This is a genomic window from Solwaraspora sp. WMMB335, from assembly GCF_049179075.1.
In the GTDB taxonomy this organism is placed as follows: Bacteria; Actinomycetota; Actinomycetes; order Mycobacteriales; family Micromonosporaceae; genus Micromonospora_E.
This window is the reverse complement of sequence record NZ_JBMHMF010000001.1, coordinates 72,653-88,579: the sequence shown is the minus strand read 5'-3', so window position 1 is coordinate 88,579 and position 15,927 is coordinate 72,653. Positions and strand designations below refer to the sequence as shown.

Here is a 15,927-nt window from a genome sequence, read left to right as displayed (position 1 = left end):
CCTACCCGAAATGACGATGCCATCTGCGCATCGTGGTACTTGCGGATGAACCAGCTGTGGTTCCCAAGTGCGGAAAAAATTTTCCTCAACTCTCGACCCACCGACTCGCACCAACAATTTGTTAGCGATCACAAGCTTCCGAGGGGATGGCGATGGCAGCAGTGGCTGGACCGAGCGGAATCCGGACCCGACTGCCGTCGGCCATCCTCGCCGGCGTACTCGTGGCCGGTGCCGCGACAGCCGGTGCCGCGACAGCCGGTGCCGCAACGGGCGGCACCGGCGGTGCCGTGCCCGCGAGGGCGGCGGCGACCTCAGCGGCGACCGCGCCGGGAGCGGCCGAGTTACCCGCGCCGGTCGTCAGCTACGAGTTCGACGACGACGATCTGGCCACCGCGACGATCACCGACAGCTCCGGCAACGACCTGCACGGCACGCTCGTGGGTGGGGCGAGCGCGGCCCTGGTCGAGGGTGCCGACGGCGGGCACGCCATCGACCTGCCCGGCGGGTCGCCGACGTCGGCCGGCGCCTACGTCCGGCTCCCCCTGCCGGTGCTGGCCGGGCGCACCGATCTGACCGTGGCCACCCGGATCCGGTGGGACGGCACCACCGCCCCCTGGCAGTGGATCTACGCGCTCGGCAAGGACACCAGCCGCTACCTGTTCAGCACCCCGTACAACGCCGACGCTCGGCTGCGTACCGCGATCACCGCGACCGGCGCCGGCGGCGAGGCGCAGGTCACCGGGTCGGCGGCGCTACCGGCCGGGCAGTGGCGCACGCTCACCGTGACCCTCGACTCCGCCGCCGGGCGGATCACCAGCTACCTCGACGGCGCGGCCCTGACGTCGGCACCGACCAGCGTGACGGCCGCACAGCTCATCGACGCCGGTACGACCACCGCCGGCTACCTCGGCCGGTCCTTCTATCCGGACCCGCTGTTCGACGGAGCGGTCGACTACTTCCGGGTCTACCCCGCCGCGCTCACCGCCGCGCAGGTCGCCCTCGACTACGGCGGCACACCGCCGTCCCCGACCGGATTGACGCAGACCGCGATGGACGTGCGCACCACCGTCGGCACCGCGCCGGCGCTGCCGGCGACCGTGCCGGCCACCTTCACCGACGGCTACGACCGGCAGGTGCCCGTCACCTGGCCGGCCGTCGACCCCGACCGGTACGCCGAGCGCGGGTCGTTCACGGTGACCGGCACCGCTGCCGGCCAGCCGGTGACCGCCACCGTCACGGTGATCCGCGACGGCGAGGTCGTCATCGACCTGGCCCGCGGCACCGGCGCGTTCCACGGCGGCGCGGCCGGCACCCTGTACGGCCTGTACGGCCCCGGCGTGCCGACGAACAACCTGATCGAGGGCATGCGACTGCGCTCGGTGTCGACCAAGGCCCAGGACGGACCCCAGCACCCCGGTGCCGACGCCCTCGAAGTCGTCCAGCCGCTGGCCGACAGCACCGACGGGGACGTCTACATCTACCTCACCGACATCCACCGTGGGTTCCCGTACCAGTGGCCCGGCGACACGCCGCAGGAGAAGCTCGACCTGTACAAGCAGAAGATCGCCACCCATGTCGACCAGGTGTCGCAGCTGGCGCCGCAGTACCGGGACAACATCGTGTTCGTGCCGTTCAACGAGCCGGAAGGCAACATGTTCGGCACCGGCGAGTGGAGCTACGACGGGACCAGCTGGCTCGACGACCCGACGGACTACTTCCGGGCCTGGGACGACATCCACGCGCTGATCAAAGGGGCAATGCCCGACGCGCGCATCGCCGGCCCCAACACCAGCATCCTGTTCACGCAGGTCAAGGACTTCCTCACGCACACCCTGGCCGCCGGGACCGTGCCGGACGTCGTCACCTGGCACGAGCTGAGCCACCCGCAGGCGGTCCGCGACAGCGTGGCGCGCTACCGGGCGTGGGAGGCCGAGATCTTCGCCGGCACGCGGCACGCCGGCCGACGACTACCGATCAACATCAACGAGTACGCGTTCAACTACCACACTTCGGTGCCGGGGCAGATGATCCAGTGGATCTCGGCGATCGAGGAGTCCAAGGTCGACGCCGACATCGCGTACTGGAACATCGACGGCAACCTGTCCGACTCGGCGGTGCAGGCCAACCGGGCGAACGGCCAGTGGTGGCTGTTCAACGCCTACGGTGCGATGACCGGCGACACCGTCGCGGTCACCCCGCCGTACCCCGGCCGCAACTACAGCCTGCAGGGCGTGGCCAGCCTGGACAGTGACCGCCGGCAGGCCAGGGCGATCATCGGTGGCGCCGGTGGCGCCGCCCACGTACGGTTCGAGAACGTTCCCGGTCGCGTGTTCGGTCGCACTACCGTGCACGCCTGGATCCGGGAGATCGTCTGGACCGGGCAGATCGGCGATTCCGCGCCGCCGCGCATCGTCGCCGAACGCGACCTCGCGGTGCGCGACGGCACGGTGGTCGTCGACTTCGGCGACGGCGACCTGCCGCCGCTGGCCGAGTCCTCGGCGTACGAGATCGTCCTGGCCCCCGGCGGCGGGCGCGACGCCCGCCGTACCGTCGGTCCGCCCCAGCTGTGGGAGCGGTCGTACGAGGCGGAAGACGCCGTCTACACCGGCGGCGGCCACAGCCGCAACGGTCCCGAGGGCTCCCCGGCCGACGTGTCGAAGTTCTACACCTCCGGCGGATACGACGTCGGCGGGCTGCGCACCGGCAGCGACGGCGTGCTCGACTTCACCGTCGAGGTGCCCACCGCCGGCCGCTACGACCTGAGCGTGTTCGCCAACTCGCTCAACACCTATCACCTGGTCCGCGAACAGGGGCCGACCAACGTCTTCGTGCGGGTCGACGGCGGCGCCGAGCAGGAGCTGTATCTGCCGCTGGGCTACAAGTGGGTGGTCTGGGACCACGCCGACACCACCGTGCGGCTCAGCGCCGGCCGGCACGTCATCTCCTTGGCCGCCCGCAGCCTCGACGGCAGCCGGACCACCGCCGGCGACGCGATCATCGACCGGATCACGTTGAGCCTGCCCGACCCGGCCGCGGCGACCGCCGTGTACGAGGCGGAGCTCGCCGACTTCGCCGGCCCGGCGTCTGATGCCGGGGTCGTCGCCGTCGACCGGGGCGAGTCGGTCACCTTCTGGGTGTACTCCGGCGCCGACGCCGAGTCGATCCTCGACGTCGGGATCGTCGACCCGGCCGGCCGGGTCGCGGTGCGGGTCAACGGCACCGCCGTCATGCACGCCCGGCGCGGCCGGTCGGCCGCCGCGGTCTCGCTGTCCGGTGGGATCAACAAGGTCACCGTGACCGGCGCGGCGCGCACCTCGCTCATCGACCGGCTCACCGTACGGCCCGGCACCGGCCACCTGCCGGCCACCACCCACCAGGCGGAGGACGCCCGGCTGGCCGGCACCGCCACCGTGTCGGCGCGGTCGCTGGCCGACGGCGGCGCGGCGGTCACCGGGGTCGGTGGTGTGCCCGGCAACGGCAACACCCTCACCGTCACCGTGCCCGTCTCGCGGGCCGGGACGTACGCCATGCGGGTGCGCTACGCCAACCCGGAGCAGTCGCCGGCCACCCACTACAACCCCGACCCGCTGGCCCGGCACGCCGACATCCGGGTCAACGGCGGCCAGGCGCAGCGGGTGCTGTTCCCGCACACCTTCCACGACAACAACTTCTGGGAGCTCACCGTCCTCGCCGACCTGCGCGAAGGAGACAACACCATCGAGTTCTCCGCCGAGGAACTGCCCAACTTCGACGGCACCGGCTACGCCTCGGACACGTTCCCCGGCCTGCTGCTGCGCTCCCGGTACGCCCCGGTGATCGACGCCGTCACGATCGCCCCGTTCAGCCGGGTGCTGCCCGGCCCGCGCTGACCGCTCAGCCCGGATCTCCCACTCCGCACCCCGATCGAGGAGGCACCCCGTGCGATCCGTCCACAACCGGTCCGGCCGGCGTCCGGTCGCGGCGGCGCTGGCCGTCGCCGTGACCAGCGCGACCGCCCTGGCCGTCGGTCTGGCCCCCGGCACCGCCAGCGCAGCCAACTCCACCCTGGCGGTCGACGCGGCCCGCCCGTTCCGGCCGGTGACCCAGGTCGCCGCCGGTGGTCTCTACGCGCTGGCCGAGAACGACCGACCCGCCGACGCCATGCTGCTGCCGTTGAAACTGCACACCCTCACCCAGCCGGCGCCCGGGGTCGGGCAGCGACCCAACGGGCAGCCGCCAGGTGGCGACTCGATGTTGGTGGCGCACCAGGCGATCCGGGTCGGTGCCGCCGAGTACATCCGGATGCCGGACATCTACCCGGACTTCCCGTACCGGTGGGTCAGCTGGAACGACTGGCTGGCCAAGGTGGACGCGCAGGTCACCGCCCGGCTCGGGCGCACCGACGTCAGCAACGTCACCGGCTGGGAGCTGTGGAACGAACCCGACTACACCTGGGACACCTCGGCCGCGGGCGCCTTCAACGACGCCTGGGTGCGCACCTACCAGCGGGTCCGGGCGCGGGACACGCTCACCCCGATCGTCGGGCCGAGCACCGCGACCTACAACGAGTCGTGGATGCGTGCGTTCCTCACCCACGCCCGCAACACCGGCACCCTGCCGGACATCATCTGCTGGCACGAACTGCAGAGCTCGGCGAACATCGCCAGCCACGTCGCGAACTACCGCGCGGTGGAGGCCTCGCTGGGAATCAGCCCGCGCCGCATCTCCATCAACGAGTACGCCACCCCCACCGAGGTCGACCAGCCGGGACCGGTGGCCAGCTACATCGCCAAGTTCGAACGCGGCGGGGTCGACAACGCCCACCGTGCGTTCTGGTACGAGTACGGCACCGTCAACGGTCTCACCGTCAACAACCAGCCGACCGGCAGCTGGTGGCTGTACAAGTGGTACGGCGACATGTCCGGCAACATGGTCGTCACCACGCCCCGGGCGCAGACCGGGCTGGACGGGTTCGCCTCGCACGACCCCACCCGCCGCATCGTCGACGTCGTCTTCGGCGGCGAGTCCGGCACCAACTACGTCCGGGTCACCGGCCTGTCCGCGCTGGGCGGCTCGGTGCGGGTACGGCTGGAGTCGACTCCGGCGTCCGGCCGGCACAGCGCGGTCGTGGCGCCGACGCTCATCAGCGACACCACCGCGAGCGTCAGCAACGGCGAACTGACCGTCACGGTGCCGAACATGAGCGCCACCAGCGGCTACCACATCAGGATCCAGCCGACCAGCGGCGTACCCGGCTACCAGCAGCGGTACGAGGCGGAGAACGCGGCCGTCTTCCGGGCCAACATCCACGGCAGCGCAAGCGCCTCCGCCGGCGCGTACGTCGGGCAGATCGACAACAGCGGCGACATGCGCACCGACAGCTACGTCGATTTCATCGTCAACGTGCCCACCGCCCGCGACTACACCATGCGCATCGGGTACGCCAACGCCACCGGCGCCACCGCCACCCACGGTCTGGCGTACAACGGCGGAGGGTGGTCGACCGTGAGCTACCCGCCAACCGCCGCCTGGGGGCAGTTCGGGGCGACGGTCAGCACCACGGTCGGCCTGCGGGCCGGCCACAACGTGATCCGCCTGGCCAAGGGCGCGCCCTACTTCTCCGGCGGCACCGGATACGCCGAGCTCGACTACATCGAGCTGACCTGACCGACCCGGACCACCCGCCCGCACACCCGCCACCCGTCCCTCCGGGTTCGGACCGGTGATCCTCACGTGGCGCCGTTCTGCGTCGAGGTCAACCGCGCTCAACGCGCTGTGGCTCGGCCCGATTCGGTGATCGGTGTGGACGTCGGCATCACGCACCTCGCCGTGCTGTCCACCGGCGAACTGGTACCGAACCCGCGACACCTTGTCGGCGCGGGGTCCCGGCTGCGGGCACTCTGCCGGACCCTGTGTCGCAGGGTCGGCCAGGACCGGCGCACCGGCCAGCGTCCTCTGCGCCGCGACGGGCTGCACAACCGGCGGCTGGCCCGGCACATCACCGACACGGGATTCGCCGAGCTGCGGCGGCAACTGGCATACCGGGACCGTCCCACCGCAAGGCGGGACTACCGACCGTGTGCTCGCTGGAGCGCACTGAGAGGTGACGGTTCGACAGTTCAGCCAGCATTTGAAATCATCCGACCTCGTGGACATCGATCGGAATCCCCGTCCTGCAGTCGGATCGATGCTCCAGCGGTTGCCGCGCCATGAGTGGACGCTGGCGATCCTGGGCGGACTGCTGCTCGCGGTGGTGCTCACCTGGCCCACGCTGCGGCATCCGGCCAGCACCATCCCGGGCGACATCGCCGACCCCACGCTGCAGGCCTGGCAGGTCGCCTGGGGTGGTCATGCCCTGTTGACCGATCCGAACGGCCTTTGGCACTCCAACACCTTCTACCCCGAGTGGTACACCTTCGCGTACAGCGACACCCTGCTCGGCTACGCGCCGGCCGGGATGATCGGTTCCGGGTTCGAGGCCGCCCTGGTCCGCTACAACCTCCTGTACGTGCTGCTGTGCGCCCTGGCGTTCATCGGCGCGTACGCCCTGGTCCGCCAACTCGGCGCGGGCCGCGTCGGCGCGGCGGTGGCCGCGGTGGCCTGGGCCTTCGCCCCCTGGCGGCTGGCCCACTCCGGACACATGAACATCCTGTCCACCGGCGGCATCGCGCTGTGCCTGGCCATGCTGGCCCGCGGACACGGCTGGTCGCTGCGGCACGGCTACCGCCCCGAGCGACGCCGGCCCGGTTGGGCGTTCGCCGGCTGGCTGGTGGCGGCCTGGCAGGTCAGCCTCGGTTTCGGCATCGGGCTGCCATTGGTCTACTTCCTACTCGGTGCCGGGCTGGTGGCCGCGGCCGGCTACGGGTGGTCCTGGCTGCGCAGGCGACAGCGACCCGCGTTCGGTGGGCGACTGCTCGCGGCCGACATCGCCGGCGGGGCCGTCTTCGGACTGGTCACGATCGGTCTCGCCCAGGCGTACTTCACGGTCGTCGAGCTGAATCCGCAGGCGGAACGATCCCTGGCCTGGACCGAGCTGTTCTCGCCGCCGCCGCTCGGACTGATCACCGCCCCGGGTGAGTCGTGGCTGTGGGGCGAACGGCACGCCGCCGCCCGCGAGCAACTCACCTGGCCGCCCGAGATGGCCCTGCTGCCCGGTATGACGGTGATCGTCCTTGCACTGGCCGGGTTGATCCTGTCGACGTACCGGTTGCGCCACCGGGTGCTGCTGGCCGTTGGCGTCATCGTCACCGCGCTGCTCGCGCTCGGTTCCAACCTCGGTGGCGACGGCGAACCCGGCTACATCACCCTGTCCAAGCACCTGCCCGGCTGGGACGCGTTGCGCACGCCGGGCAGGATGATGATCTGGACCAGTCTGTTGCTGGCGATCCTGGCGGCCGGCGCCGTCACCGCGGCGGCCGACGCCCTGCGCGAGTCGACCACCGCCATGGCGCGCACGCCGCGGCGCGCCATGGCGGCGCTGCTGCTGGTCCCGCTGGCCCTGGTGGTGATCGAGGGGGTCAACCGGACCGCGCACCCCACGGTGCCGACCCCGCCGGCGGCGTGGCAGGCCATCGACGAGCCCGTGCTGGTCCTGCCCAGCGACGCCGGTGCCTTCGAGCTCAACGTCATGTTGTGGACCACCGAAGGCGGCTTCCCGAGGGTGGCCAACGGCCTGGCCGGGTTCGTCCCGGCCAGCCAGGAGCAGACCCGGGCCGCCACCGCCTTCTTCCCCGATCCGGCCAGCGTCGCCTACCTTCGGGACCTGGGCGTACGTAGCGTGCTGGTGATACCCGAACGCCTCGCGGGCACCCCGTGGGACGGCGTCGCCCAACGACCGATCGACGGACTGGGCATCACCCGTGAGGAGATCGACGGTGTCCTCGTCTACCGGCTCGGCTGAACCCACCACCACCGCCGGTTCGGCCGGGCTGCGGCTGTCCGTCGTGGTGCCCTGCTTCGACGAGGAGCAGTCGTTGACCCGGCTGCACGCCGCGGTGGCCGAGGCGCTGGCCCCGCTGCCGGATGTCGACGTCGAGTTCGTGTACGTCGACGACGGCAGCGCCGACGGCACGCTCGCCGGGTTGCGAGAGCTCGCCGACAGCGACCAGCGGGTCCGCTACCTGGCGCTGAGCCGCAACTTCGGCAAGGAAGCCGCCATGCTGGCCGGCCTGGACGTGGCGAGCGGGGACGCGGTCGTCGTGATGGACGCCGACCTGCAGCATCCACCCAGGCTGCTGCCGGAGATGATCACGTTGTACCGGCAGGGCTACGACCAGGTGATCGCGTGCCGAGACCGCCGTGGTGACCGGTTCGTCCGTACCCTCGCGTCCCGGGCGTTCTATCGCGTGATGAACCGATGGGTCGACGTACAGTTGCTCGACGGGGCGGGCGACTTCCGGTTGTTGTCCCGACGGGCGGTGGACGCGCTACGCGCCATGCCGGAGTACAACCGGTTCTCCAAAGGGCTCTACTCGTGGATCGGCTTCCACACCGTGGTGTTCGCGTACCCGAACGAGGCGCGGACCGGCGGCGGCAGCCGGTGGAGCATGCGTTCCCTGCTCAACTACGCATTCGACGGACTGCTGTCGTTCAACAATCGGCCGCTGCGCTCGGCGATCTACGCCGGGATGGGGCTGACCTTCATCGCGGTGGCGTACGCGGCCTGGGTGGTGGCGGCGGCTTTGATCCGTGGCATCGACGCCCCCGGCTACACCACCATCATCGTGAGCGTGATCGGCCTCGGCGGCATCCAGATGATGATTCTCGGGGTGATCGGCGAATACATCGGCCGCATCTACTACGAGACCAAACGCCGGCCGCACTATCTGGTCAAGGAATCCACTGCCGACCGTGACTCCGGCTCCGATTCCGATCTTGATTCCGACATTGTCGACGAGCGCCGTCGGACGCAGCGTGTCGCGCCGCGCAACGGGCAGCGGCCGACCGTGATACGCCCGAGGGCGCCACACCTCTGACGGCTGGCGGTGCCCACTGTGCGGCCCGTCGCCGCGCCCGCCCGACTCGGCAGAGATCGTGGTGAGGCGGTGGTCAGCACTGTCGGTGAGACTTCGCCCATGCGTAAAATGATTTCACTTGCGGTCGCCACCGCCACCGCCGTGCTCGTCGCCGCCGTTCCCGCCTCGGCGACCGTCGACAATCGTCCCGAGCTCCGCACTGACAACGAATGGGTGCCGGCTCCGTCGGCGCCATTCGATCAGGAAGCGGGCATCACCTGTGACTTTCCGATCCATGGCGAGCCCGTGCTGGACCGGGTGATGAAGATGGTGTTGGAGAGGTATCCGGACGGCTCGGTCAAACGTGAGATGTACACCGGTGCGCTCATCTACCGGGTCACCAACAAGTCGACCGGGTCGTCGGTCGAGGTGGACATCAGCGGCACCTCGGTACTGCACATCCGGCCCGGCGGATCATATTCCGCCAACGTCACCTGGCAGGTATGGGGTCCGATCTTGCTGGGCATGCACGCGGGAAAGTCGAACATGCCGGCCGGAATGTACATCCCGAACGGTATCTACACGGTGAGGGTCAGCAAGACCGGGTATCGGACGTTGACGTTCACCGTCGGCGGGGCCGACAACATCTGTGACGATCTGTAGCCCGGCCGGCCCATCGTCCCCCAACGAGCTTCGCCCCCCACCCCCGACGATCTTGGACTGGTCGCGAGGATTCGCCGGATTCGTTCCACGACAAGCCCGAGATCGCCGGGGCCACCCGGCCCGGAATGACCCCGCCCACCGGGGCGTTACACATGGTCGCCGCCGCGACACCGACCGCGCGCCACCGCCTCCCGGGCCCCGCACCCGCACCCGCACCCGCACCGGCACCCCGGCAGCCGCACCACCATCTGACCTGTCACCCGCCCCGCCCCGGCAGGGCACCCCCCGACACGGAAGGTGGACCCCCCATGAACACCACCACCACCATCACCACCACCCTGCGCAAGACCGCCCTCGGCATCGCCGGACTCACCCTCGCCGGCGGCGCCATCACCGCCCCCGCCCTCGCCGCCGACCACACCCCCCTCACCACCCACACCACCGCCCTCGCCACCACCAACGACAACACCGACACCACCACCCTCACCCCCCACGGCACCCAAGGCACCCAATCCCACATCGACCTCGACGACGAACAGACCACCAACGCCAAAACCATCATCACCACCACCAAGAAAGCCGGCATGAACCAACGCGCCGCCGTCATCGCCACCGCCACCGCCCTACAGGAATCCAAACTGGAAAACCTCGGCCACCTCGGCGACCGCAACGACCACGACTCCCAGGGCCTGTTCCAACAACGCCCCTCCTCCGGCTGGGGCACCGTGGAACAGATCACCGACCCCGAACACTCCACCACCGCGTTCCTGGACGCCCTCAAACAAGTCGACGGCTGGCAGGACATGGCACTGACCGACGCCGCCCAGACCGTCCAGGTCTCCGCCTACCCCGACCACTACGCCCAATGGGAAACCCAGGCCGCCGAACTCGTCGCCACCCACTGGAACAGCTGACCCGCGACAGGACAACGCGAGGGCCGGACCCGACACCGGGGTCCGGCCCTGCCGCATGTGCCCAGGTCAGGGTTGTGGTTGCCCGGCGGCAGCGCGGAACCGGGTGTCCAACTCGGCCGCCCCGGCCGGAGTGAGCCGGCCGAACAGGCGCAATCGGGCCATTCCGCCGTCGGGAAGGATGTCCAGTCGCACGTGGGTCGCGGCCCGCGGATGGTCGAGCCGGAACCGGTGCCGGGTGTCCGGCTGCAGCGGGGTGCTCGGCAGCAGATCGCTCCAGCACGCCGGATCGGTCAGGTCAGGCGGATCGGTCAGGTCAGGCGGATCGGTCAGGTCGGACCGGCCGGCGACCGTGGCGTCGACGCCGCGTACCCGGGCGGCGGCCGGCGCGTTGCCCTTGAAGTGGCTGGTGTCGAGCTCGACGAACTCGATCAGACCGGCGGCGCAGAGCCGGATCTGCACCCAGTCGTTGCCGTCGTCGCGTCGACGCGCGGTCTCCCAGCCTTCGCCCATCGTCCGGGCCGGGCCGGGCAGCAGCAACTGCTGCGGGGAGCCGTAGAACCGGTCACTGCAGGCCTCGACCCGGCCGCCGTGTTCGACGGCGGCCAGGTCCAGCACCTCGGTGAGCAGTCGTGGGTCGGGCACCGGTTCGCCGTGGATCCGCAGCCGGGCGACGCCCCCATCGGGAAAGATCGTCAACCGCACGTGGGTCTGTCGGGCCGCGACGGCGACCGGGACGACGACCTGGCTGTCCCCGGCCAGGGCGGTACGCGGCACCAGCGGTGTCCACGCCGCCGCGGTGAGCTCGCCCGGCCCGGGGTGGCCCGCCAGCGCGCAGCCGTCCACCTGCGCGTACGGCGGGTAGTTACCGGTGAAGTGCGCCGTGTCGATCAGCACCGCCCGCACCACCCCGGGAACGCCGAGCCGGACTATCGCCTGGTCGGAGCCGGGCTGGCGGCGCCGCCGGGTCTCCCAGCCGTCGTAGACCTGGCCCTTGGTGCCGAAGGTGCCGGCCCGGAACGTCGGCGGCCGCGGATCGACCAGGTTGTCGGCGGCGGCGAAGAACTCGTCGTTGGTGGCCACCACTCCCCCGCCGAGGGCACGGGAGGCCAGGTCGGGCAGCCTCGTCGGATCGGAGCCCTCCGGCAGGTCGGTCGGTGGGAGGATCGGCCTGGCTGTGGTCATCTGTCCCCTCTCGCCAGCAGGCGGCCACGGGGTGCGGCCAGGGTGACCGGCGCGCCACGCAGCCAGGTTGCCCGGACGATGCCGGTCAGGCGCCGTCCGGCGTACGGGGTGATCCGGTGCCGGGTGCGCAGCCGGTCCGGATCGACGGTGTAGGTGGCGGCCGTGTCGAAGGCGGTCAGGTCGGCGTCGGCGCCGACGACCAGCCGACCCTTGCCGGAGAGTCCGACCAGGTCGGCCGGGGCCTGGGCCATCCAGCGCACCACGTCGACGAGGCTGTGCCCGCGCCGGCTCGCCTCGGTCCAGACCGCCGGCAGCCCGAGTTGCACCGAGGCGATCCCACCCCAGGCGGTGGCGAAATCGCCGGTCTCGGGAGTCTTCAACGCCGGCGGGCACGGCGAGTGGTCGGAGACAATGCAGGAGATGGTGCCGTCAGCCAATCCTGCCCACAACGCGTCCTGGTTGTCGCGGTCCCGGATCGGGGGGCAGCACTTGAACTCGGTGGCGCCGTCGGGCACGTCTCCGGCGTCCAGCGTCAGGTAGTGCGGGCAGGTTTCCGCGCTGACCGGCAACCCTTGGGCACGGGCCGCGGACAGCAACGGCAACGCGCCGGCGGCGGACAGGTGCAGGACGTGCAGCCGAGCCCCGGCACGCCGAGCGGCGGCGATCGCGGCGGCGACGGCGTCGATCTCGGCCGCCGGCGGCCGGCTGGCCAGGAAGTCGCGGTAGCGGGTCGACGACGGCGCGGTGCAGAGCTGGTCGGGCTGCTCGGCGTGCACGACGAACAGCGCGGGAACGGCGGCCAGCGCCGCGGCGAGTCCGTCGGCGTCCAGCGGTGGGAACTCCGGTACGCCAGAGTCGGCGAGGAACGCCTTGAACCCGAACACGCCGGCGGCGTGCAGGCCGGCCAGGAGGTCCTGGTTGCCGGGGATGGCGCCGCCCCAGAAACCGACGTCGACGTAACACCGGCCGGCGGCGGCGTCCCGTTTGACGCGCAGCGCGGCGGTGTCGACGGTCGGCGGCAGGCTGTTCAGCGGCATGTCGACGATGGTGGTGACCCCGCCGGCGGCGGCGGCCACGGTCGCTGTGGCGAACCCCTCCCACTCGGTACGCCCGGGTTCGTTGACGTGCACGTGGGTGTCGACGAGTCCGGGCAGCAGGGCGACGTCACCGAGATCGTTGTCGACGGTGGCCGGTACCGACTCGTGGTAGCCGGCGACGGCGATGATCCGCCCGTCGGCGACCACGACCGCCGCCGGCCGCTCGCCGTCGGGCAGCACCGCCCGCCGCGACCGCAGCACCAGGTCAACAGGCATGTTCGGGCTCCTCGTCGGCGGTTGTGCCGGCCGGCGGCGCGGGGTCGGCGGCCAGCCGGTCGGGCCTGGGCGGCGCGGGGTCGGCCAGCGTGACCAGGTCGGCGCGGTCGAAGCCGGCTTCGGCGGGATCGAGGGCACCGCAGTCCAGTCCGCGTAGCAGGAACCGGGCGAGCGAACGGGCGGTGGCCGGTTCGTCGAGAATACCGCCGGCCCGGCGGCCCAGGTAGGCACCGAGCCGGGCCACGGTCGCCGCCCGCCCACCACGGTAGAAGGCGTAGGTGGCGGCGAACCGGGTCACCAGCTGCGCCGGGTGCAGGTCCCAACCCTGGTAGAAGCCTCGGGCGAGGCTGCGCCGTACCAGCTCGCCGTGCCGCTGCCAGGCCGCGTGCACGGCGGCGGTGTCGCCGACGGGCAGGATGTTGGTGGAGCCGTCACTCAGCCGTACGCCGGTGCCGGCCGCCGCCACCTGCATCACCGCCTTGGCGTGTTCGGACGACGGATGGTCCATGCTCAGGTGGTCGGCGGCGACACCACACGAGGTTCCGTAGTCGTAGGTGCCGAAGTGCAGGCCGGTGCAGCGACCTGCTGACTCGCCGATCAGGCGGGCGACGGTCGCGGTGCCGTCCGCGCCGAGCACCGCGGCCGGCGTCTCCACCTGGATCTCGAACCGCAGCATCCGTTCGGCGAGCCCGTACGCCTGCTCCAGGCGGGCGCACAGGTCGGCCATCGCGGCCACCTGCGCCGGGTGGCTGACCTTCGGCAGGGTGACGACGAAGCCGGCCGGCGGTCCGCCGCAGGCGTCGAGGAACAGGTCCAGGCTGCGGACCGCCCGCCGCCTGGTGGCCGCTTCCAGGCATTTGATCCGCAGGCCCACCCAGGGCGCGGCGCATCCGGCGGCACGGGCGGTGGTCAGCGCGTGCGCGGCGGCACGCAGGTCGGCGTCTTCGGTCGCGTCGTCGCGCACGCCGTACCCGTCCTCGACGTCGATGCGCAGGTCCTCGACGGGTTCGCGGGCGAGTTTGGCGCGTACCCGCTGGTCAAGCTCTGCCGGGTAGGGCGTCGGCGGGTGCGCGTCGAGCGCGGCCAGCGCGCCCGCGCCCCAGGCCGGGACGAGATCGACAGTGACCTTGTCAGCCGGTACGTAGACGGTGTGCACCGGCTGGCGTCGCGGTCGCTCGCCCGGGTAACGGGCGGCCAGCGCGGCGTCGACCGCGGCGAGCCGATCGTCGAGGGCGGCGTACACACCCGGGTCGAGGCGGGTCATCAGTCGATCAGCCGGTACGCCGGCAGGGTGAGGAAGTCGACGAAGTCGTCGTCGAGGGCGACCTCGTCGAACAGCGTGTGGGCGTCCGCGAACCGGCTGGTCGACCAGGCCAGCTCGGGCAGGGACGCACGGATGGTGGCCAGTTCGTCGGCGCCGATCCGGCGGACCAGCTCGGCGGTGATCGGGGTGCCGTCGGGCAACCGTACGCCGTTGTGGATCCACTGCCAGATCTGCGACCGGCAGATCTCCGCGGTGGCCGCGTCCTCCATCAGGTTGTTGATCGCCACCGCGCCGTTGCCGCGCAACCACGCCTCCAGATAGCGCAACGCCACCGCAACGTTGCCACGCAGGCCGGCCTCGGTGACGCCCCCGGAAATGGCCGTGCCGGAGGAGACCGTGCCGGACGGGACCGCGACGTCGAGCAGCTGATCGGCGGTGACGGCGACCTCGGGACGCACCCGGTCCAGCTGGTTGGGCCGCTGGCCGAGGATCTCGTCGAAGACTTCCCGGCAGACCGCCACCAAGTCGGGGTGGGCGACCCAGGAGCCGTCGAACCCGTCTGCGGCCTCACGCTGCTTGTCCGCCCGGACCTGGTCGATCGCGCGGGCGGTGGCCTCGGCGTCGCGCCGGTTGGGAATGAACGCCGACATGCCGCCGATCGCCATCGCGCCCCGCCGGTGGCAGGTGGCGACCAGCAGTTCGGTGTAGGCGCGCATGAACGGCGCGGTCATGGTGACCGCGGACCGGTCCGGCAGCACGAACCGGCCACCGGCGTCGCGGAAGTTCTTGATGATGCTGAACAGGTAGTCCCACCGGCCGGCGTTGAGCCCGGCGGCGTACGGGCCGAGCGCCCACAGGATCTCGTCCATCTCGAACGCCGCGGTGATCGTCTCGATCAGGACGGTGGCCCGGATGCTGCCGCAGGGCAGGCCGATCGTCTGCTCGATGTGGCCGAACACATCGTGCCACAACGCCGCTTCCTCGTGGCTTTCCAGCTTGGGCAGGTAGAGGTAGGGTCCGCTGCCCCGGGCGAGTTGTTCGGCGGCGTTGTGGAACAGGTACAGCCCGGCGTCGACCAGTGCGCCGACGGCCGGCGCGCCGTCGATGGTCAGGTGCCGCTCGTCGAGGTGCCAGCCGCGGGGGCGGACCACGATCGTCGGGTACGGTCCGGGGCCGAGCCGGTAGGTCTTGGCCTCGGTACGCAGCTCGATGGTGCGACGCACGGCATCGGCGAGGTTGCGCTGGCCGCCGAGCACGTTCGCCCAGTGCGGGGTGTTGGCGTCCTCCAGGTCGGCGAGCCACACCCTGGCACCGCAGTTGAGCGCGTTGATGGCCATCTTGCGCTCGGTGGGTCCGGTGATCTCGACCCGCCGGTCGGTGAGGTCTGCCGGCGGCGCGGGGACCCGCCAGTCGGCGCAGCGCACGTCGGCGGTGTCGGGGCGGAAGTCGAGCCGGCCGGTGCGGGCCGTCTCGGCCCGCCGGCGCTGCCGGGCGGCGAGCAGGTCACGACGGCGCCCGGCGAATCTGCGATGCAGGTCGGTGAGGAAGGCGAGCGCCGCCGTGCTGAGGACTCCGCCGACGGGGTCGGGATCCGCCGTACCGGCGGTGCGGGAACCGGTCGCCGCAGCGGGCTTCGGCTCGGTGTGCGGGCGGGGCAT

General features: G+C 71.4%; 10 protein-coding genes and 1 pseudogene. 7 read left to right on the top strand and 4 right to left on the bottom strand.

Annotated features, from left to right (window positions below; genetic code table 11):
* The first annotated feature begins 152 nt into the window (after positions 1–152).
* From ACN27F_RS00305 to ACN27F_RS00275, 7 genes and pseudogenes are all read left to right on the top strand, one after another.
* Entirely contained in the window at positions 153–3,869 is a 3,717-nt protein-coding gene (locus ACN27F_RS00305) for a LamG-like jellyroll fold domain-containing protein (RefSeq protein WP_421430519.1), read from the top strand.
* Between the two features lie 49 nt (positions 3,870–3,918).
* Positions 3,919–5,646 (top strand): hypothetical protein, encoded by a 1,728-nt coding sequence (locus tag ACN27F_RS00300; protein WP_421430518.1) that lies wholly within the window; start codon positions 3,919–3,921, stop codon positions 5,644–5,646.
* Positions 5,647–5,712: 66 nt separating this feature from the next.
* Positions 5,713–6,192 carry a transposase gene (locus ACN27F_RS00295; RefSeq protein ID WP_421430517.1) on the top strand — a complete coding sequence of 160 codons (480 nt, stop codon included), beginning with the start codon at positions 5,713–5,715 and terminating at the stop codon, positions 6,190–6,192.
* Positions 6,185–7,879, top strand: a pseudogene (locus tag ACN27F_RS00290) (hypothetical protein); the annotation flags it as partial. The gene ACN27F_RS00295 and the pseudogene ACN27F_RS00290, both read left to right, overlap by 8 nt.
* Before the next feature lie 28 nt (positions 7,880–7,907).
* Positions 7,908–8,954, top strand: a complete 1,047-nt coding sequence (locus ACN27F_RS00285) for a glycosyltransferase family 2 protein (protein WP_421439875.1) — start codon at positions 7,908–7,910, stop codon at positions 8,952–8,954.
* Between the two features lie 108 nt (positions 8,955–9,062).
* Positions 9,063–9,596 (top strand): hypothetical protein, encoded by a 534-nt coding sequence (locus ACN27F_RS00280; RefSeq protein WP_421430516.1) that lies wholly within the window; start codon positions 9,063–9,065, stop codon positions 9,594–9,596.
* A gap of 326 nt (positions 9,597–9,922) precedes the next feature.
* Positions 9,923–10,510, top strand: a complete 588-nt coding sequence (locus ACN27F_RS00275; RefSeq protein ID WP_421439873.1) for a hypothetical protein — start codon at positions 9,923–9,925, stop codon at positions 10,508–10,510.
* 66 nt (positions 10,511–10,576) lie between these two features.
* Here ACN27F_RS00275 and alc read toward each other — a convergent pair whose 3' ends face one another.
* Genes alc through aceB form a run of 4 tightly spaced genes read right to left on the bottom strand, consistent with a single transcriptional unit; the run spans position 10,577 to position 15,927 of the window.
* On the bottom strand, positions 10,577–11,692 hold the full coding sequence (alc, locus tag ACN27F_RS00270; RefSeq protein WP_421430515.1) for an allantoicase: 1,116 nt from the start codon (positions 11,690–11,692) through the stop codon (positions 10,577–10,579).
* Positions 11,689–13,005, bottom strand: a complete 1,317-nt coding sequence (allB, locus tag ACN27F_RS00265; RefSeq protein ID WP_421430514.1) for an allantoinase AllB — start codon at positions 13,003–13,005, stop codon at positions 11,689–11,691. Before allB ends, alc begins: the two co-directional genes overlap by 4 nt.
* Positions 12,995–14,269: a DUF6986 family protein gene (locus ACN27F_RS00260; protein WP_421430513.1), complete on the bottom strand. Its 1,275-nt coding sequence runs from the start codon at positions 14,267–14,269 to the stop codon at positions 12,995–12,997. The genes allB and ACN27F_RS00260 overlap by 11 nt, the downstream gene beginning before the upstream one ends.
* Complete coding sequence (gene aceB, locus ACN27F_RS00255; protein WP_421430512.1) at positions 14,269–15,927, bottom strand: malate synthase A; 1,659 nt, start codon at positions 15,925–15,927, stop codon at positions 14,269–14,271. The genes ACN27F_RS00260 and aceB overlap by 1 nt, the downstream gene beginning before the upstream one ends.